This is a genomic window from Paenibacillus sp. WG02, assembly GCF_055396115.1.
In genome coordinates, this window is the sequence record NZ_AP036016.1 from 789,040 (window position 1) to 806,560 (window position 17,521).

General features: G+C 45.7%; 20 protein-coding genes. 13 read left to right on the forward strand and 7 right to left on the reverse strand.

Going from position 1 to position 17,521, the window contains the following annotated elements; translation table 11 throughout:
* Window positions 1-53 precede the first annotated feature (53 nt).
* Entirely contained in the window at window positions 54-2,111 is a 2,058-nt protein-coding gene (locus tag ACBP55_RS03530) for a methyl-accepting chemotaxis protein (RefSeq protein ID WP_464649810.1), read from the forward strand.
* Window positions 2,112-2,131: 20 nt separating this feature from the next.
* On the opposite strand, the gene ACBP55_RS03535 is transcribed toward ACBP55_RS03530, so the two are convergent.
* Window positions 2,132-2,260 carry a hypothetical protein gene (locus ACBP55_RS03535; RefSeq protein ID WP_464649811.1) on the reverse strand — a complete coding sequence of 43 codons (129 nt, stop codon included), beginning with the start codon at window positions 2,258-2,260 and terminating at the stop codon, window positions 2,132-2,134.
* Between the two features lie 62 nt (window positions 2,261-2,322).
* On the opposite strand from ACBP55_RS03535, the gene ACBP55_RS03540 reads away from it, so the two are divergent.
* The 3 genes from ACBP55_RS03540 to ACBP55_RS03550 all read left to right on the forward strand — a co-directional run bounded on the left by ACBP55_RS03540 (window position 2,323) and on the right by ACBP55_RS03550 (window position 4,236).
* Window positions 2,323-3,330 carry an N-acetylmuramoyl-L-alanine amidase family protein gene (locus ACBP55_RS03540; RefSeq protein WP_464649813.1) on the forward strand — a complete coding sequence of 336 codons (1,008 nt, stop codon included), beginning with the start codon at window positions 2,323-2,325 and terminating at the stop codon, window positions 3,328-3,330.
* 121 nt (window positions 3,331-3,451) lie between these two features.
* Entirely contained in the window at window positions 3,452-3,892 is a 441-nt protein-coding gene (locus ACBP55_RS03545) for a DODA-type extradiol aromatic ring-opening family dioxygenase (RefSeq protein ID WP_464649815.1), read from the forward strand.
* 5 nt (window positions 3,893-3,897) lie between these two features.
* Complete coding sequence (locus ACBP55_RS03550) at window positions 3,898-4,236, forward strand: DODA-type extradiol aromatic ring-opening family dioxygenase (protein WP_464649817.1); 339 nt, start codon at window positions 3,898-3,900, stop codon at window positions 4,234-4,236.
* Window positions 4,237-4,252: 16 nt separating this feature from the next.
* Here the strand turns inward: ACBP55_RS03550 and ACBP55_RS03555 are convergent, their stop codons facing one another.
* The 3 genes from ACBP55_RS03555 to ACBP55_RS03565 form a co-directional block, all read right to left on the reverse strand.
* Window positions 4,253-4,666, reverse strand: coding sequence for a thiol-disulfide oxidoreductase DCC family protein (locus tag ACBP55_RS03555; RefSeq protein ID WP_464649819.1), 414 nt, complete (start codon window positions 4,664-4,666; stop codon window positions 4,253-4,255).
* Window positions 4,667-4,798: 132 nt separating this feature from the next.
* Complete coding sequence (locus tag ACBP55_RS03560) at window positions 4,799-4,954, reverse strand: hypothetical protein (RefSeq protein WP_464649821.1); 156 nt, start codon at window positions 4,952-4,954, stop codon at window positions 4,799-4,801.
* A 67-nt stretch (window positions 4,955-5,021) separates the two neighbouring features.
* Entirely contained in the window at window positions 5,022-5,378 is a 357-nt protein-coding gene (locus tag ACBP55_RS03565; protein WP_464649822.1) for a hypothetical protein, read from the reverse strand.
* Here ACBP55_RS03565 and ACBP55_RS03570 point away from each other — a divergent pair.
* Window positions 5,371-6,195, forward strand: coding sequence for a DUF3048 domain-containing protein (locus ACBP55_RS03570; RefSeq protein ID WP_464649823.1), 825 nt, complete (start codon window positions 5,371-5,373; stop codon window positions 6,193-6,195). The two genes, ACBP55_RS03565 and ACBP55_RS03570, sit on opposite strands and share 8 nt — an antisense overlap.
* Window positions 6,196-6,364: 169 nt before the next feature.
* Here ACBP55_RS03570 and ACBP55_RS03575 read toward each other — a convergent pair whose 3' ends face one another.
* Together ACBP55_RS03575 and ACBP55_RS03580 are read right to left on the reverse strand one after the other, a co-directional pair.
* The gene (locus ACBP55_RS03575) at window positions 6,365-8,089 is read right to left on the reverse strand and encodes a SulP family inorganic anion transporter (protein WP_464649825.1); all 1,725 of its coding nucleotides are present in this window, start codon (window positions 8,087-8,089) and stop codon (window positions 6,365-6,367) included.
* A gap of 162 nt (window positions 8,090-8,251) precedes the next feature.
* Complete coding sequence (locus ACBP55_RS03580; protein ID WP_056829088.1) at window positions 8,252-8,578, reverse strand: ArsR/SmtB family transcription factor; 327 nt, start codon at window positions 8,576-8,578, stop codon at window positions 8,252-8,254.
* Window positions 8,579-9,158: 580 nt separating this feature from the next.
* Here ACBP55_RS03580 and ACBP55_RS03585 point away from each other — a divergent pair.
* The 3 genes from ACBP55_RS03585 to ACBP55_RS03595 are packed head-to-tail and all read left to right on the forward strand — an operon-like array spanning window position 9,159 to window position 10,375.
* Window positions 9,159-9,368, forward strand: coding sequence for a hypothetical protein (locus ACBP55_RS03585; protein ID WP_464649827.1), 210 nt, complete (start codon window positions 9,159-9,161; stop codon window positions 9,366-9,368).
* A 20-nt stretch (window positions 9,369-9,388) separates the two neighbouring features.
* Window positions 9,389-9,958 (forward strand): hypothetical protein, encoded by a 570-nt coding sequence (locus ACBP55_RS03590; RefSeq protein ID WP_464649828.1) that lies wholly within the window; start codon window positions 9,389-9,391, stop codon window positions 9,956-9,958.
* Window positions 9,959-10,000: 42 nt separating this feature from the next.
* Entirely contained in the window at window positions 10,001-10,375 is a 375-nt protein-coding gene (locus tag ACBP55_RS03595) for an Asp23/Gls24 family envelope stress response protein (protein WP_464649830.1), read from the forward strand.
* A 32-nt stretch (window positions 10,376-10,407) separates the two neighbouring features.
* Here ACBP55_RS03595 and ACBP55_RS03600 read toward each other — a convergent pair whose 3' ends face one another.
* Window positions 10,408-11,079 carry an aminotransferase gene (locus tag ACBP55_RS03600; RefSeq protein ID WP_464649832.1) on the reverse strand — a complete coding sequence of 224 codons (672 nt, stop codon included), beginning with the start codon at window positions 11,077-11,079 and terminating at the stop codon, window positions 10,408-10,410.
* 239 nt (window positions 11,080-11,318) lie between these two features.
* On the opposite strand from ACBP55_RS03600, the gene ACBP55_RS03605 reads away from it, so the two are divergent.
* The 5 genes from ACBP55_RS03605 (at window position 11,319) to ACBP55_RS03625 (ending at window position 17,160) form a co-directional block, all read left to right on the forward strand.
* Window positions 11,319-11,609 carry a YerC/YecD family TrpR-related protein gene (locus ACBP55_RS03605; protein WP_029198698.1) on the forward strand — a complete coding sequence of 97 codons (291 nt, stop codon included), beginning with the start codon at window positions 11,319-11,321 and terminating at the stop codon, window positions 11,607-11,609.
* A gap of 151 nt (window positions 11,610-11,760) precedes the next feature.
* A complete protein-coding gene (locus ACBP55_RS03610; RefSeq protein WP_464649834.1) occupies window positions 11,761-12,567 on the forward strand; it encodes a sirohydrochlorin chelatase in 807 nt (268 codons plus the stop codon).
* A complete protein-coding gene (locus ACBP55_RS03615; protein ID WP_464649836.1) occupies window positions 12,546-13,523 on the forward strand; it encodes a diacylglycerol kinase in 978 nt (325 codons plus the stop codon). Before ACBP55_RS03610 ends, ACBP55_RS03615 begins: the two co-directional genes overlap by 22 nt.
* 203 nt (window positions 13,524-13,726) lie before the next feature.
* On the forward strand, window positions 13,727-15,151 hold the full coding sequence (gene rlmD / locus ACBP55_RS03620) for a 23S rRNA (uracil(1939)-C(5))-methyltransferase RlmD (RefSeq protein WP_464649838.1): 1,425 nt from the start codon (window positions 13,727-13,729) through the stop codon (window positions 15,149-15,151).
* A 224-nt stretch (window positions 15,152-15,375) separates the two neighbouring features.
* Window positions 15,376-17,160 carry a GmrSD restriction endonuclease domain-containing protein gene (locus ACBP55_RS03625; protein ID WP_464649840.1) on the forward strand — a complete coding sequence of 595 codons (1,785 nt, stop codon included), beginning with the start codon at window positions 15,376-15,378 and terminating at the stop codon, window positions 17,158-17,160.
* Window positions 17,161-17,521: the final 361 nt, after the last annotated feature.

Here is a 17,521-nt window from a genome sequence, read left to right on the forward strand (position 1 = left end):
AAGTGAACGGAATTTCTAGTGATAATCTATAGTCCTAGAGATAGGTGGAGGCGATGATTTTAGTGAAGCTAAAAAGTATTCAAAGTAAATTTATGCTGTTGCTTGTTCCTCTTATTGTTGTTACCCTGTTTGGCATCGTCGCATTCGCATACGTGAATAGTAAAGGATTGATTAATAACGAGATTGGGCTCAAGATGCAGCAGCAGCTAGAAAGTGTGACCAGCAGCATTAATGGAAAGCTTGTAGTTCATCGCAAAGTGGGTGAAGTGCTGGCCAAAACAGTGGAGTTTGCACCTAACCAGTTGACTTTGGACAACTATAATAAAATACTAACTAGTGATTTGGTCACGAGTGAAGACACATTTGGTTTAGGAATTTTCTTTGAACCGTTCAAGTACAATGCCAAAACGAAATATTTTTCGTCTTACGCGTTCCGAGAAGGGGACAAAATTAACTTAACGCAAGACTATAACACAGCCGATTACGATTATCCGCATTGGGATTGGTACAAATTGGCTCAGGACACGAAGCAATCGTTTGCGTACTCCGATCCTTACTATGACGAACCGACGAAAGTCACCATGGTGACGGCGAGCGTACCCGTCTATGATCAAAAAAAGCAGTTTCTCGCTGTAGTCACCGGTGATTTTAACCTTGCTCGCTTGCAAAAGCTTGTTGAAGAAACGAAGGTAGGCCGCACGGGGTGGGCGTTCTTGGTCGATGCCAAAGGGAACTATCTGGCTCTGCCGGATAAGTCCAAGGTAATGAAGGTCAGTATGAATAAGGACCCGAACCCGTCGATAAGTGCGCTGGCGCCAACGCTGCTTTCACAGTCAAATGGCCAGTCCACCATCACAGATGATAAGGGAATTAATCGTATTTATTATCAAAAAATACCGGAAACCGGCTGGACGATTGCGCTCGTTATGCCAGAGAAAGAGCTGCTGGAGCCTGTGCAGAAGCTTGTCATTTCTTTGGGCATAGGCGGCCTGATCGCTCTGGTCATCATGGTGCTTGTAATTATTTTATTTAGTCGATACCTCATTAACCAAATACGTAGAGCCAAAGTGATGGCAGGTCGCATCGCAGAAGGTGATTTAACGCAGCAAATGGAAGTGAAAACGAGTGACGAATTAGGGCAAATGGGGCATTCCTTCAATGAAATGATTCAGAGGCTTCGTACGATGCTTGGTTCCATTTCGATGCACACGCACACAGTTGCTTCTATGTCCGAACAATTATCGGCTAGCGCAGAGGAAACTTCGAGAGCAACGGAGCAGATTGCAGATTCGATCCAGCAAGTCGCTTCAAGCGCCGATGAGCAAAGTCATATGAATGATACGTCGAAAAAGACGGTTACCGACATCGCCAAGCGGCTTGTATCGATTGTTGACGGCGTTAAGAAAGTAAATGTTTCGACTGAGAAAACAGCCGAGACAGCTGAAAAAGGGAACAGAGCCGTAAGCGAGGTAACGGAGCAAATGAAGCTCATTCATCGCAACATGGAGCAATCGTCCATGATTGTAGATGAGCTGAGCGGGAAATCGCTGCAAATCGGGGAAATGATCACGCTGATTACAACATTATCCAGTCAGACGAACTTGTTGGCGCTCAATGCCTCGATTGAAGCAGCACGAGCAGGCGAGCACGGTAAGGGCTTCGCCGTCGTTGCGACTGAAGTTCGCAAGTTGGCTGAACAATCCGCAACAGCAGCTGACCGTATTCGCAGCTTAATCAGTGACATCCAATCTGAGATCAGCCATGCAGTAAATTCCATGAATAAAGGGACCCAAGCCGTCAACGATGGAACCTTAATGAGCGAAAGTGCGAAGGCGGCATTTCTGGCTATTCTCCAAGCGGTGGAGGATGTTTTTGGACATGTGAAAGAAGTGTCTCAATCGGCCGTCTTCATTCAATCCGACTCGAAACATATGGTTGAGGTTGTCGAGCACATTTGCGCGATTTCCAGTAAATCGCTAGAGAGCACACACAGCATAGCCGCAGCAGCTGAGCAGCAGCTTGCTTCCATGGAAGAAGTGAGCGCAGCTTCCCAATCGTTGTCCAAAATGGCTGACGAACTCCAAGAGGTTGTCAAAGTATTTAAGGTATAATAAGATTCTACTGTCCGAAGTTAGTTGTCATCGGTGCTTCTAAGAAGCTTGTCCCTATGCTTGTAAACGGACCATAAGGCAACGAGTACACCAACGATTAAAGCAATCGATAACCAATGGTGAGAAATGAAGCTCCAGAAAGTATTCATGTGAGTACCTCCTTCTATTTTTGTTTATATGGAGGATAGTTTTGGCAGGAGATGGTTGTTTCATGCATCGGGTGATTCGTTGTGAAAAAGCAACAAATGAAAAGGCGGAGAACCGTGTGAATATAGGAAAAAACCGGAGGCCGTGGATGGCTTTCATGATTGTTGCGATATGGATAGTCTGTGTATTGATCGCGGCTGGTTGTACGCCACAAGTATTGGACAGACAGGCTATTCGGCAAGAGTCGCCTATAGTAAACAAGGAAGCGCCTGCGGTTTCGAGTAGCGCGACCATGAAGCCGGTGGCGGAAAGTTCTGTCGCTGATACATTGCTGAAGTCTGCAGTAGAGGCTGGAACAGAGACTATTGCTAAGGCTACAGTAACACCTATAGCAAAGCCTAAAACAGAGCCGGCGGCTTCCAAAACCGCTGCCACGCCTCAAGGAAAACTCGTCATGCTGGATCCCGGACATCAGCGTTATGGGAATAATGCTCCTGAGTCAGTGGGCCCGGATTCGCGGGAAACCAAGCCAAAGGTCAGCTCCGGCACGGTCGGCGTTCGAACGAAAAAACCGGAATATGTCCTCAATCTGGAGGTTTCCCTGTTGATCAAGGACGAGCTGGTCCGCCGCGGCATCGAGGTTGCGATGACTCGCGAGTCGCATGACGTCGATATCAGCAACAAGCAGCGTGCGGATATGGCCAACGAAGCTGGAGCAGCGCTGGCTGTGCGCATTCATGCGGATGGTGATAGTTCTCCGAAAACCAAAGGGTTTTCGGTGTTGTATCCTTCGGCTTCCACAGCCGCGGTGAAGCCCATCGCAGCAGAAAGCCATGAAGCAGCTGGCTTTATTCTAGAACATCTGAAAGCTGCGAATGACACGGCAGGAAGAGGACTATCAGCACGCAGCGACTTATCAGGCTTCAATTGGTCCAAAGTGCCAGTCGTACTGGTCGAGCTTGGCTTCATGACCAATCCGGAAGAAGATGAGCTGATGTCCGAAGTGGAATATCAGAAGAAGCTGGCACTAGGTATCGCCGACGGGATTGAGCAGTTTCTGAAAAGCCGATGAGCTAGCGAATAGGTTAATATTGAAGCCGCCCTGACCAGGGGCGGTTTTATTTGTGCCCATAGGCATATAATGTAAAGTAGATTGGTAAAAAGTTACCATTTAGGAAGAAGGGGGATCTGCCATGCTGCCATCTTTTTTCATTGCCCATGGAGCACCGAGTTTGGCGATTGAGCAGCATGCTTACACCGAGTTTTTGCAGAAGCTGGCCAAGAGCATTCCTGCTCCCAAAGCCATCGTGCTGTTCACCGCACATTGGGAAAGTCCCGTGCAGAAGATTAGCTCGGCGATTCATCTGGAAACGATCTATGATTTCTCGGGCTTTTCGGAAAAGCTTTATGACATTAAGTACCCAGCAAAAGGGGATTTGACGCTAAGCTTACATATACAGCGGCTGTTTCAGGAAGAGGGCATTCGTTGTGAGCTCGATGATGAGCGAGGCTTGGATCACGGGGCGTGGGCACCGCTGCATATTATGTATCCGGATGCGCAGATACCGGTGGTTGCGCTCTCTGTGAATCCGCGTTTGACGGCGGAAGAGCATTATCGCATCGGTGCAGTCTAGGCCCCTTGCGGGAAGAAGATGTTCTCATCCTCGGCAGTGGAGGGACGGTTCACAACTTGCGCAAGCTGGATCGGAATAACCCTGTGCCGCAGGTGTGGGCGGTGGAATTCGATGAGTGGTTGGCGGAACAGCTGGAGACGTGGAATTTGGATGCGCTCGTTCGCTATGATGAAAGAGCGCCAAACGCGCGTGAGGCGGTTCCGACGCCGGAGCATTTTGTGCCTTTGCTGCTTGCACTAGGTGCGGCGGACACTACACGCAGGGCGAAGCTGCTGCATCACAGCTTTCAGATGGGCACGCTGAGCTTATGCTGTTGGATGTTTGGCGGGATGAGGAAGTCTTAGTCGGACTGCTGATCAACTAATCCAGGAACCGCGCCTTGAACTCTGGCTTCGGCAGCATGCAGTGCTCGGCTTTGCCGAACCAGCGATAGCGGTTGCGCGCCACGAACGCATAGCCCAGATTCCTCAGCGGAGCGGGAATGATGATGGCCGCATACGCTAGGGGCCAAGCGCCACGCAAACGCCGGGCAATGCGCAGCGCAGCGGTCGAACGGGTATAGGAGCGGCCGCCCTCGATCAGGACGATCGTGCTGATCATACCCGTAGGCAGGTTGTGCTGCTCGAGCAGCTTTTGGCCGCTATCCGATTGCAGGGAAGCAAACCGGAAAATCCCCTTTGGGTCGTTCCGAAGGATGAACTGAACAGCACCGCTGCACAGATTGCAGACCCCGTCGAACAATACGATGGCTTGGTCATCGGTGAGCTTGGTCATGGAATAGCCTCCTTTTTGGCGAGTAGGGAATAGATGAATTAGCTGCAAAAAGTGCATGTAATTCCGGTGGTCACTCCATCTATAAGGTAGAAGCTGCAAAAAGCGCAGCAAAAATGGTCCATTTTAGCCAAATCAACTTGTTATGGATGAATTAGCTGTAGTTTTTGCAGCAAATCTACTGAAAACACCGATTTGAGCAGAATTTGATGCACAAAATGCATTACCTAGTTTAAACACGCCCATCACGCGAATAGAAGCACTCCAGCAACCAAATCCATCATCACGCATACAGAAGCACTCCGCAAACAAGCCAATCACCTACCCTTACTATACCTAATCACAGTCGCGGGTCCAACTACCTTTTGGCCCACAGCACAAAATGTCTTCTATCTATCGCATCACTAGCATATACATTTACTAGAACGATTAAGAGAAGAGGTGCAGCCCTGTTGAAAGCATTGCCTTTATTCCGCCCCAAAAACCTTAGCGCCTGGCTCGTCCTTGGATGCTCTGTCATAGCCATTGTCGGTTGCAGCGATACGCCTGCCTCCTTACCATCGACCAGCCCGATTACCGCTGAAGTCACGCCCGCCGCCGCATCGCCAGCCACCAAACCTGCGGCTACAGCTGTGGAGACGGAGCAGCCGTACAAATTCCCGCTAACGGGTTTGCCTACCGATAAAGAAGTGAAGAGCCGGCCCTTCATGGTCATGGTCGAAAATGCCCCGCAAGCCAGGCCCCAAACCGGCCTAGATCAAGCGGACATCGTCTATGAGATTCTTGCAGAGGGCGAGATTACGAGATTCGTCTCGGTGTTCCAGAGTCAAGCAGCGAAGACCATTGGTCCCGTGCGCAGCATCCGGCCTTATTTCGTGGAGATCGGCGACGCGCTCGATGCGGTTATCGTCCATGCTGGCTGGAGTCAGGAAGCGATGGATATGATGGCAGGCCGTAAGCTGGCCCATCTTGACGAGGTATATGGCGATGGCGCCTACTATTGGCGCGCGACCGATCGCAAAGCACCCCATAATCTCTATACCTCTATGGATAAAATGAAGCAGGGCGCCGAGGCGCGCAAATTCCGCTCCGAATGGAATGGACCGCTGCTCACTTTTGCCAAGGATGCTCAAAGTAAACTTACCGGCGCAGCCGTGAATTATATTCAAATTCCTTATATTCAAGGATATTTCGTTTCCTATGAATACAATGCCGCTGAAGGTGTATACAAGCGCAGCATGGAGGGCAAGCCGCATCTCGACAAAGAGACGGGCAAGCAGCTGCAAACCAAAAATCTGCTCGTACTCGAGAGCAAGCACAAAATTGTGGACAAAGAGGGGCGCCGTGAAGTCGACGTATTCGGACCTGGTAAAGGACTCATCCTGCAAGAGGGCAAATCTCAGCAGATCACTTGGGAACGCAAAAATGGCATGCTGCGCGCCTATGCAGAGGGTGGCAAGGAAGTGCCGCTGCTGCCGGGCAACACCTGGATTCAGATCGTACCGGAGGGTACAACGTTGAAAATGGAATAGCCATAGAGGCGCAGAGAAGCCGCCCTGCTTGGTTAGAACCAAGACGAGGCGGCTTTTCTCGTGCGCTTTTTGTCCGTAGATAAGAAAGTATAAGTTTTATTACACTTCGCGTCATCAGTCTTGACAAACACGCTCGTCCCAGAAGGACGACGGAGTCGTTTATCCTTGGTTATTTAATCTCTCGGGTTGATAGTTGATGGCATTCACGGAACGCATAATGCTTACACCCCAGACATTGAGAGTGGTTAAGTTTTGTTAATGCAAAGCTAACCGCGTCACCTGTTTTTTCGAAAAAGTGTTCCAGCCCAATGAATTCGTCTAATTTTGTTTTCTTCAGCATTTGGCTTGGTTGGTTTTGTAGTTCGGAAATGATTACGGTGCCACCGTGCTTGTTAAAGTGCTTGACGATACTTGATAAATTGGATTCCCCTGTGGTGTCCATATAGGGAACATTGCCCATTCGCAATAATAACACTTTGGGTTTGTAATGGATTTCGTCCATAATGGACTTCTCAAACATGGCTGCAACCCCAAAGAATAAAGCTCCTTCGACGGTGTAGATACTGATTTGAGGGCAATAATGCTGCTCATTAACCATATGTGCGGCTACTTTTTCATTCTTATCGGAAGGGTCGGGCAAGACCTTTGCAGTAATTAGCAGGTCACTCATATGTTTCACGAAAATGATACCAGACAAGATTAATCCAACCTCAACAGCGGTCGTTAGATCTGTAAAGACAGTAAGAAGAAAGGTAATAAGCAGAACGAATGACTCTGCAGTTTTGGTTTTTATAACGTGGGCGAACTCCTTGCGTTCGCTCATATTCCAAGCAACAACCATTAAAATGGGGGCCATACTCGCAAGCGGAATGTTCGAAGCATAAGGAGCAAATAAGAACAAAACCAACAGAACGACAATACCGTGAATGACCCCAGAGAAGGGAGACTCCGCTCCGCTTTTAATATTAGTTGCGGTTCTTGCAATAGCACCTGTTGCAGGAATACCCCCGAACAATGGCGTTATCATATTCGCGATACCTTGACCCATCAATTCACGATTGCTGTTATGTCTGCTTCCTGACATTCCGTCAGCAACTACGGCTGAAAGTAAGGATTCAATACCACCTAACATGGCTATTACAAAAGCGGGTTTTATTAAAGATTGCATGTGTTCAATGGAGAGTGCAGGAAAGTGTAGGCTAGGCAGGCTATTCGGAATTGATCCGTAGGTAGAACCAATGGTTGCAATCTTGTCTGGATAGAAGATTGATGCTGCAGCAGTAGAAATCAATATTCCCACTAATGAGCCAGGGATTTTAGGGAATAGCTTTGGTGTCAGAATGATAAGCACGAGGCAAATCACAGCAGTTAAGATACTGTACATATTGATTGTTGAGATGTGAATGCCTAATTCCTTCATATTGGAAAGAAATTCTTGATGTTTTTGAAGATTGCTCAATCCAAGGAAATTGGCAATTTGTCCTGTGAAGATGGTAACGGCAATTCCTGTGGTAAAACCTATGGTGACAGGACGTGGAATAAATTTAATGACACCACCTAATTTAAAAATCCCCATGAATAACAAAATGACTCCAGCCATAAAACCTGCGATAAGCAAGTTTTCGTACCCATACTGCATCACAATTGCAAATAGAATGGGTATAAATGCTCCCGTCGGACCGCCGATTTGAAACTTCGAACCCCCAAATAATGAGATTAGTATGCCTGCTACAAACGTAGTATATAACCCGTATTCAGGCTTTACGCCTGAAGCAATTGCAAACGCCATTCCTAATGGAATGGCGACAATACCTACGATTAGACCTGAAATCAAGTCTTTTTGAAATTTTTTTCCATTATAGCCTTGGAATCTGCCACTAAAAGAGAATTTCATATCGAATCCCACCGACCTAAATATCTGATTATTTGAATATATATAAAATCATATATCCAATTTAACTTAGTGTCAATTTGATATTTTCTAGAAATACAAGCGAAATAAACCAAAAAAGAAGCAAATCGATACGAACAACCCGATTCACTCCTTTTTTATGAATTACTGATTTTTTATATTTTCTAACATTGAAATAGCATTCACAAGATGATTGTCAAAAATCTGCTTGGTAACCGTTAGTAGGTCTTTAATTAATGGGTCAGTTAGAGAGTATACCACAGAGGTTCCATCTTTAATCCCGCGGACAACGTTTTTATTTCTTAATACAGCTAACTGTTGTGAAACGGCAGAACCTTCACTGCCCAATATCGTTTGTATCTCATTAACATTTTTGTCGCCTTCGACTAAAACTTCAAGGATTCTTATACGCAGTGGGTGTGCTAACGCCTTGAAAAAATCCGCTTTAAAATGCTGTATTTCTTGATACATAGCGTTCTCCCCTATTAGTAATATTCGAACATTTGAATATATAGAATATCATATCACAAGCTCGAAAGCATGGAACCAAGTTTCAAAATCCTTTGCGTTTTTAAATACTTTTCAGTTATAGTATAAGTTATAAATATTCAAAAAATCAAATATATTGTTATTTGAAACTATAAAAATAAGGGTTGGGTCTGAATGTTGGTTGGTGATGAATTGTATATAGCTACAAGAAGGTATCTGATCGACTATGGCATGCGACATCTCAATGGTTTAGGGGCAGATCATATTTGTAAAGTGTGCATTCAAAATGGCGGTTCTTGTTGTCGTACTTGCAGCCACTTAATAGATGGCTTGGGCTGTCAGAATAGAAATACAAGCTGCACGTCTTGGTTATGCGGATACTTAAAATTATTATTTTACAAAGCAGGATTGATTAAAGATTGGGATACATTTTGGGATGAAGTTCCTGGTATTGAATTTCGAAAGGATTCTACACCTCCATTGGTGAAAATGACGACACATCTTGAAGTTCCTATGATGAGAGAGCTTAGGCGAAGCGCTAGCGAATGATCTTAAACTGAAGTTGAACAGAGATAAGAATAATCTCGATTTCATTGTATTGGCTAGGGATTTGGATGATCTTATTGATGAGATTGAATTTGCTGATCATTCGGATATTGCTGTTCACTTAATAAAGAGGCTCAATTATTTAATCAAAGACTTTCATGAGTTTCATCAAGCCATAAAAAACATTGAATTACACAAATGGGGAGAGAAAACGACTCAAGTGTAAAAAGGGGGGATTCTGATTTAATGACTACTTCTAGACAGATGGTTATTGAGCAAGGTCTTGATTACTTAAGAGATGTTGGATCAGACCAACTATGTAACATTTGTATAGCTAATGGAGGATCATGCTGTAAAGGTTGCAGAAATTTATCTTTTAAAAGTGGTTGTAGAGCTCGCAACACGAGTTGTACAGCATGGTTATGTGGATTTCTCAGGTACTTTCTTTATGAAGTAGATCTTCTTGAGGAGTGGAATTCATTTTGGAAACAAGTGCCTGGGCAGGATTATAGGGAAGACTATACGCCAGATTATTTTGAATTTCAAAATACGTTAAGAAAACGAGACCTTCGTTTTCTTAGCTACGAACTTGCAGAGGATTTAAAAAGAATATCTGAAAATTATCATGAACAAGGTTACATTTTTGTTTTAAGGGAAAGAATCGATAGCAATTTGGATCTTCTGTTTGACGGGGAAAATCCAGATAAAAGGGCTATTATTAAAAGTAATTTAGGAGCATTATCGAGCGAGTTTCATCGATTTCACCAAGCTCTTGAAACTTATCGTCAGCAGCTGGAACAAACAAGCCTAGTATAAGGGGACCGAAGAATATACATCAAGGAAGTGGGAGGGGTTCATTTGTCCGAGAAATCGCAATCTGGAATTATACATATATCTGACGATGTTATTTCTATCATAGCTGGGCTTGCCGCCCTAGATACACCTGGGATTGCTTCTATGTCAGGCGGTATTTCCGAAGGCCTAACTAAGCGTATGAGCGGAAAAAATGCGAAAAAAGGCGTGTTTGTCGAGGTTATGGAGTCGGAAGCCGCCATCCATCTACGCGTCATCGTTAATTACGGCACTATGATTCAGGATGTATGTCGGGATCTTCAAGAAAACGTTAGGGAAGCTGTGGAAAGCATGACGGGGCTTCGAGTTGTGGCAGTAAACGTAAAGGTAGAGAGTCTAGCAGTTAAAAAAGAATTGGACCTGTTATTTAAAGAAAAATGAGCAGATTATGGTCTGCTCATTTTTTTTTAGTTTTATCGGCGTTTACGTGTAGTTGGGCCGGATTTGGGTGCTCCTTTTCTTTTGGCGCCTGAGCCTGATCTCTTACGACGTTTGCGTTTGGGTTTAAATATATCTTCCAAGTCATCCGATGAATTCACTTTGCCTTTGCCAATCGCTCCAATAAGGGTTTTTATCATAGGTGCCATTTGTCTAAAGGTGCTCACGAACTTCTGGACTTTGCCCATTGTGCCGAGAATGCCGTCAATACCACCCATACGTTCAACGAAGCCGGAGATTTGATTCAAATTCAAACCGCTTAGCGGGTTAGACGAGGCCCCGCCAGCTGCGCCGCCACCGCCACCGCCACCACCTAAGAGGTTGCTGAGGAAATTACCTCCGCCGCCTCCGGCAGCACCGCTGGGGTTGCCGCCGCCGCCGCCGAACAATCCGCCGCCAGCATTACCTCCGCCGCCGCCAAACAATCCGCCACCCGCATTACCGCCGCTTGGGCCGCCGAAGAAATTACCGCCTCCTTCGAAAGGAGTAGGAAATCCTCCGCCTTGTGCGAACGGATTGCTGCCACCGCCTAAGCCCGGATATTGCCCGAAGCCGCCATTACCCATTTGTGGAGGTACAGTGAGGCTTCTAGTATACACTTCAGGACGATTATAGCCATTTCCAATGATTTGTCTTTGGTTGCTCACTAGGATTCACGATCCTTTATATCAGATTTGTCTCCTACAGGATATGTCAATTGCCTACCGTTGGTATGGACGAATGTCACGGGTCTAGTTAATTCTCACAATTCACCTCATTAACGCATAGAAATTTTACCGTTTCGCAATCCTAAAGGAAGGATTTATACATGGCGTGTCGAATGATACACAGGAGCTTAAACTGATCTTATAAGCTAACATGCTTTTCTACCGGGAGTTGACAACCTATGCAATTAAAAAAATTAAATGATAAAGCAATAGACCAGCTTTTTGAAGCCGTGCTGACGCTCAAAGATATTGAAGAGTGCTATGTCTTTTTTGATGACCTATGCACAGTGAACGAGATTCAATCGCTTTCTCAACGCCTTGAGGTTGCTCGCATGCTGCGCAAGGGCTGTACGTATAACCAGATCGAAGCCGAGACGGGCGCATCAACAGCAACCATTTCTCGTGTCAAAAGATGCCTGAACTACGGAAACGACGGCTATGTGCTGACGCTGGATCGTTTAGGTCGTTAATGAAGTTGCTTGTTCGAAAATGAATTCAAGATCCTGCGTTACCTTGCGTAATGCGGGATTTTTCCTGTTTATTTGCAGGTCAATTGACATGTGTGAACACATTCGTTAGCATAGGATTATAGGCATGGGTAGAACGGGTGGGGAAAACAAAATGAGCGTGTATGGTGTGCTAGTCATAAGCCATGGATCTCGGGATGAAGGCTGGGTTCAGCTCGTCGATGATGCCGTGTCTGCGGTCAGGATGCCGATGAATGTTCCGATCTACGCTTCTTATCTGGAGTTGGTGGAAGGCCGATTAATTCAAGATGGTATTTACAGTTTAGAGGCGCAGGGCGTGACCGATATTATCGTCGTTCCACTGTTCGTGTCCTCTGGGAGTACACATATTGATGAAATCAGCTATGCCCTGGGTGTGATTGAACAGCCACTGCTCGAGACCGATATGGAACCTTTTGAAATCAAGGCGCGCATTCATTTCACATCACCAATTGATGACGACCCCGTTATTGCTGAGATTATTTATGCGAAAATCAAAGAGCTTTCCGAATCGCCAAGTCAGGAAATCGTCCTGCTCATCGGTCACGGAAGTAAAGAGAAGGGCTTCCATCTCAAGTGGCGCCAAGGCTTAGAGCTGCTCGCTGAGCGGTTGAAAGCGTTAGGCGGCTACGACGAGGCGGATGTCGCTATGCTTTTGCCAGATCAAGTGAAACGGAAGATGACCTGGTGGGCCCAGAAGAAGCCCGACCAGATGATCGTCGTTGCGCCGCTTTTTCTAAGTGAAGGCTATTTCACGACGCAAGTCATCCCTTCCCGCATGGAAGGGTTCGAATATCGGTATAATGGACGGGCGCTGCTGCCTAGTCCGCTAATTTCCAAATGGATCGAGAAGCAGATTGCTTCAGAAATCGCAGAAGGCGAAACAGGTGATGAGACGCAATGGTCAAGAGAGCAAGACTGATCTATAATCCGACTTCTGGCCGGGAAGAAATGAAAAAACGTTTGCCAGAAATCCTTCAGCGCCTAGAGCGCGGCGGTTTCGAAACATCCGCTCACGCCACCATCGGTGAAGGCGACGCCACACTCGCAGCGGCACAGGCCGTTAGCCGAGGCTTCGATCTAATCATCGCTGCGGGCGGAGACGGTACCCTGTGCGAAGTCGTCAACGGCATGGCCGAGAGGGAAGGCAGGCCCCCGCTTGGCATTTTGCCGCTGGGAACGACCAACGATTTTGCCCGGGCGCTAGGCATTCCTAAGAATTTGGAGTACGCCTGCGACCTGATCGTGCAGCAGTACACAACCGACATTGATGTAGGCAAAATCAACAACCGCTACTTCATTAATATCGCCGGCGGCGGCTCGATGACCGAGCTGACGTACGAAGTCCCGAGCAAGCTCAAGACCATGATCGGCCAGTTGGCCTATTATATGAAGGGACTGGAGAAACTGCCTAGGCTGAAGCCGATCGAATTGTACGTCAAGGCAGGCGAAATGGAGCTTCATGAGGAAGTCATGATGTTCCTCGTCGGCAACTCCAACTCCGTTGGCGGCTTCGAGAAGCTGGCTCCGGAAGCGAGTATGAATGATGGACTTTTTGACGTATTGATCTTGCGCAAGTGTAATCTTGCTGAGTTCATAAGAGTGGTTACGCTCGCACTGCGCGGTGAGCATCTGAGCGATCCGAATCTGATTTATTTCCAAACGAATCACATCGAGATTAATTCACCGGACTACGTCCAGTTGAATCTGGATGGGGAGTTCGGGGGCACGCTGCCTTGTGTGATGACGAATTTGAAGAGTCATTTGCAGATTATTGTGGATCAATCGGGGCAGTCGATTTATAAGAAGACGCTTTTAGAGACGTTGACTACGCCGTTTCAATTGAGGAACGGGCAGTTGGATGGGGATCATGAGTAATGAACAGAAGGTAAAACACTACCCCTGCGTGCACCGCCCGGCCAAGGTAGAGTAGGGATCAGAGATTGAGCTATTGTTTAATTTTAGTTTTTTATTAAAGTGAGGGTCTTATGAGAGCAAAAGGTAAATCTGGCTCTATGTCAGGTAAAGATAGAGGAACTGGGAAGACAGGGAGTTCCGTCGCGAAGGCGGCTCCGGCTTGGATGGCCGATCTGCCGGTGCAGATTGGGCAGCAATATGAGGCTGAGATCATTGGGATCAGCCATGATGGTGAAGGGGTGGGCCGTGTGAACGGCTTTACCCTTTTTGTCGCTGGTGCGCTGCCCGGTGAGCGTGCACTTGTTCGGGTGGAGCATTTGAAGAAGCAGTATGGATATGCTGGGCTTGTGGAAGTGATTGAGGAGAGTCCGGACCGGATTGTTCCGGATTGTGGGATATATGAGGAATGTGGCGGATGTCAGCTGCAGCACCTTAGTTATGAGGCGCAGCTTCGCGTGAAGCGCCAGCAGGTGGTGGATAATTTGCAGCGGATTGGGAAGCTGCAGGTTGCGGGGGAGCCAACACTAGGTCATCTTGATGCTGGTGCTTCAGATGAAGGCATTGTTGTTCATCCTACGCTGGGGATGACCGACCCATGGCGGTATCGGAACAAGGCTCAGGTTCCTTTTGGGGAAGAGCAGGGCGGACTCATCGGCGGATTCTATGCGCAGGGAAGCCATCGCATTATCAATATGGATGAGTGTTTGATCCAACATGAGTCGAACGACGAAGTCGTTGCTCGTGTGAAAGAGATCGGCGCGCGTCTCGGTGTTCGCGCTTATAATGAAGAGCGTAATGACGGACTGCTTCGCCACGTCGTCGTCAAAGTCGGCTTCCGCACGGGAGAGATTATGGTCGTGCTGGTTACGAATGGCGCCGAGATTCCTCGCGTCGCCGAGTGGGTCGCTGGCATTCGTGCCGCGCTGCCCGGCGTGAAGAGCATTTGCCATAACATTAATGTGAAACAGACGAATGTTATTTTTGGGGATGAGACTCGCGTCCTGTGGGGCAGCGAAGTCATCTATGACTATATCGGCGATGTGAAATTTGCAATTTCCGCGCGATCGTTTTATCAAGTGAACCCCGTCCAGACGGAAGTCTTGTACGGGAAGGCTTTGGAGTACGCCGCGCTGACTGGCGGCGAGACGGTTGTCGATGCCTACTGCGGCATCGGAACGATCTCCCTGTTCCTCGCCCAGAAGGCGGGACAGGTGTATGGGGTTGAGATCGTCGAGGAGGCGATCGCGGATGCACGGAAGAATGCCGAGTTAAACGGCATGACCAACGTGCACTTCGAGGCAGGCCCAGCCGAAGTGGTCCTCCCCGAGTGGACCCGTCAGGGTGTTCGGCCTGACGTGATCGTGGTGGACCCGCCCCGCAAGGGCTGCGACCCGGCGCTGCTGGCGACGATCCTCGAGCTGCAGCCGCGGCGCGTCGTGTACGTGTCGTGCAGCGCATCGACACTGGCGCGCGACTTGCGTGTGCTCGTCGATGGCGGTTACGGCGTCGCGGAGGTGACACCGGTGGATATGTTTCCGCATACGGTGCATGTGGAGTGTTGTTCACTACTTGTTTGGAATGAAAAATAATTGGCACAACGGCGTATTAGGGTCTCTTGGAAAAGAGGCCTATTTTATTTGGGGATTGAGTTAGCTTAAGTAGTTCTGATAGATTCGTTTGTTTGTTACTAAAAGAAGGCAATTGGCAAAAAATGTCGAATAGTTAAACTATATAGACTTCTGAGTAGTTTTGAGATTATGGAATTAAAGCGCAGAGAAAATAATGATCAAGATTTTATTTTGGAGGGGTAATTTTGGAGATTAGTGAAGTACTTAATATTACTGATGTATCAATCGAAAGCATTTATGAACTCTATACGAATCAACTCTTAATAGTTAATAGAAACTACCAAAGAAAACTTGTTTGGTCATTGGAAGAAAAAGAAAAATATATTGAATCCTTGTACAATAGCTTTCCAGTACCACTTTTTTTAGTAGCCGAAACTAATGATCAAGGAAAAGGTAAATACGAAATTATCGATGGAATGCAGCGTCTTGAAGCTATGGTTTCTTTCATAGAAGGGGAATATAGTTTTAATGGAAATTTCTTCGATCTTGAGTCAACGGCTCAAACAAAATACCTAAAAGATAAAGGGGTTATTAAACAAAAGAGCCCTATGCTTGAGAGAGAGATCTCAACTAAGATTGCACGATATAAGATTCCTCTTTCAATTACAAAGTTGCATAAGCACGGAGACATTGAGGAAATTTTTAGGAGGATAAATTCAAACGGAAAGCATCTATCAAGACAAGAGATTCGGCAGGCAGGAATATTGAATGAATTTTCCAAACTAGTTCGAACAATTGCTGAATCGAAAAGAGGTGATGAATCTCATTATGATGTTATGCCACTTAATATTATGAAAAGAATAAGTTTAAACAACAGAGGTTTAAAGTACGGTATTCAAATCCCTACTATTTTCTGGTGCGAAAATGGGATTATCACCGTAGAAAATATTCGGGAATCAAGGGACGAGGAACTTATTGCATATATATTAATTAGTATGTTGACGAATAATGAATTTGATTACGCTGCCAGGATACTAGATAATGTTTATTTTGCGCCTGAGTCGCAAGAGTACAAATTAGTAATCGATCAGATAAAAAAATATGGTGGGGTTGAAGAAGTAAGGCGTTTATTTGATATTGTATTTGATGAGATCAAGAAAACAATAAAGATATCTGGAAAATCATTTGCAAATTTATTGTTCCCAAACCAAAAAAGTTATGTAAATAGAGCATTTCAAATTGTGTATGCTGCTTTCTATGAATTACTTATCAAAAGAAATAAAGAAATAGTTAACTACAGTAAAATCGTAGATGAATTAAATGGATTAGGGGCAAGAGAGTTACAAGGGAAATTGTCAGAGGTTAGAGATGATACAAGCACTAGAAATAGAGCAATTAACGCTTTAGTAGGGATGTTAGAAGGATATTTTATAACTAGAGAAAGTAACGACCCAACAGCAATTTCAGGAATAACGAAGCTAGAAACTTTATTGAATAGATCAGGGACAGAAGATAATTCCTATGATTTTAAAATTGGGTTGCATCCTCTTCACGATGATAGCTTCCCCAATACTATACACCGAGAGGTTATTAAGACACTCACAGCTATGGCTAACAAGGGTAAAAACGAAGCTGGATATATTATTATGGGTGTAGCTGATAAGTCTAGTGACGCAATTAGATATAAAAAATATTATAATATTGATTCTATAAAGATCGGTGACTTCCATGTTACCGGAATTAATGGCGAGGTCACTAAGGGATATAAAAATCTAGAACATTATCGTCGTGTTTTTGAAGGTGAACTTACTAAGTTGGATATCCAACCAGCTTATTATAAAGGACAAATATTGGAGAATTTAGAGGTTGTTAGCTACTATGATAAAACTGTACTGGTACTGAAAATCACAGGTGCTGATCATCCAGTTCGATTTGAGGGCGATTTCTATATCAGACAAAATACTAGTACAGTTACAAGTAAAGACAAATTAGATGATCTTCATCTATATGAACGATTCATCAAAAGATAAAAATTTTGCTATCCTAATAAGTTAATTCTGGGTAATGCATTGTGGGTCTCTTACTAAGAGGCCTATTTTATTTGAAATTAAAGAAAGCCACTGAATATCAGCGGCATCGAGAAAAGCGCTGGAAGAGTGTATGATAAATTTTTTAATCAAATCAACGGGATTGTCAGATTTATATGTCACGAGACTATGATTATTGAATTGTCTTTAGGTACGAAAGAGATTTATATGGTATGGCAGGAAGGAAGCGAGGAGCTATTTAAAGCACTGGGACCAGAGAGAACAGGTTTGTAACAAAACTGTTAGCTTGACGGTTGCAGGATTTTGGGGAATAGTGGGAAATAGAATCGAATGTATTAGAAAT

What these genes read in the sequence shown, in the direction of transcription:
- ACBP55_RS03530 (WP_464649810.1), top strand. Translation starts at nt 54, where the DNA reads ATGATTTTAGTGAAGCTAAAAAGTATTCAAAGTAAATTTATGCTGTTG.
- ACBP55_RS03535 (WP_464649811.1), bottom strand. Translation starts at nt 2,260, where the DNA reads ATGAATACTTTCTGGAGCTTCATTTCTCACCATTGGTTATCGATTGCT.
- ACBP55_RS03540 (WP_464649813.1), top strand. Translation starts at nt 2,323, where the DNA reads ATGCATCGGGTGATTCGTTGTGAAAAAGCAACAAATGAAAAGGCGGAG.
- ACBP55_RS03545 (WP_464649815.1), top strand. Translation starts at nt 3,452, where the DNA reads ATGCTGCCATCTTTTTTCATTGCCCATGGAGCACCGAGTTTGGCGATT.
- ACBP55_RS03555 (WP_464649819.1), bottom strand. Translation starts at nt 4,666, where the DNA reads ATGACCAAGCTCACCGATGACCAAGCCATCGTATTGTTCGACGGGGTC.
- ACBP55_RS03560 (WP_464649821.1), bottom strand. Translation starts at nt 4,954, where the DNA reads ATGCGTGATGATGGATTTGGTTGCTGGAGTGCTTCTATTCGCGTGATG.
- ACBP55_RS03570 (WP_464649823.1), top strand. Translation starts at nt 5,371, where the DNA reads ATGGTCATGGTCGAAAATGCCCCGCAAGCCAGGCCCCAAACCGGCCTA.
- ACBP55_RS03565 (WP_464649822.1), bottom strand. Translation starts at nt 5,378, where the DNA reads ATGACCATGAAGGGCCGGCTCTTCACTTCTTTATCGGTAGGCAAACCC.
- ACBP55_RS03575 (WP_464649825.1), bottom strand. Translation starts at nt 8,089, where the DNA reads ATGAAATTCTCTTTTAGTGGCAGATTCCAAGGCTATAATGGAAAAAAA.
- ACBP55_RS03580 (WP_056829088.1), bottom strand. Translation starts at nt 8,578, where the DNA reads ATGTATCAAGAAATACAGCATTTTAAAGCGGATTTTTTCAAGGCGTTA.
- ACBP55_RS03590 (WP_464649828.1), top strand. Translation starts at nt 9,389, where the DNA reads ATGACTACTTCTAGACAGATGGTTATTGAGCAAGGTCTTGATTACTTA.
- ACBP55_RS03605 (WP_029198698.1), top strand. Translation starts at nt 11,319, where the DNA reads ATGCAATTAAAAAAATTAAATGATAAAGCAATAGACCAGCTTTTTGAA.
- ACBP55_RS03610 (WP_464649834.1), top strand. Translation starts at nt 11,761, where the DNA reads ATGAGCGTGTATGGTGTGCTAGTCATAAGCCATGGATCTCGGGATGAA.
- ACBP55_RS03615 (WP_464649836.1), top strand. Translation starts at nt 12,546, where the DNA reads ATGGTCAAGAGAGCAAGACTGATCTATAATCCGACTTCTGGCCGGGAA.
- rlmD (WP_464649838.1), top strand. Translation starts at nt 13,727, where the DNA reads ATGGCCGATCTGCCGGTGCAGATTGGGCAGCAATATGAGGCTGAGATC.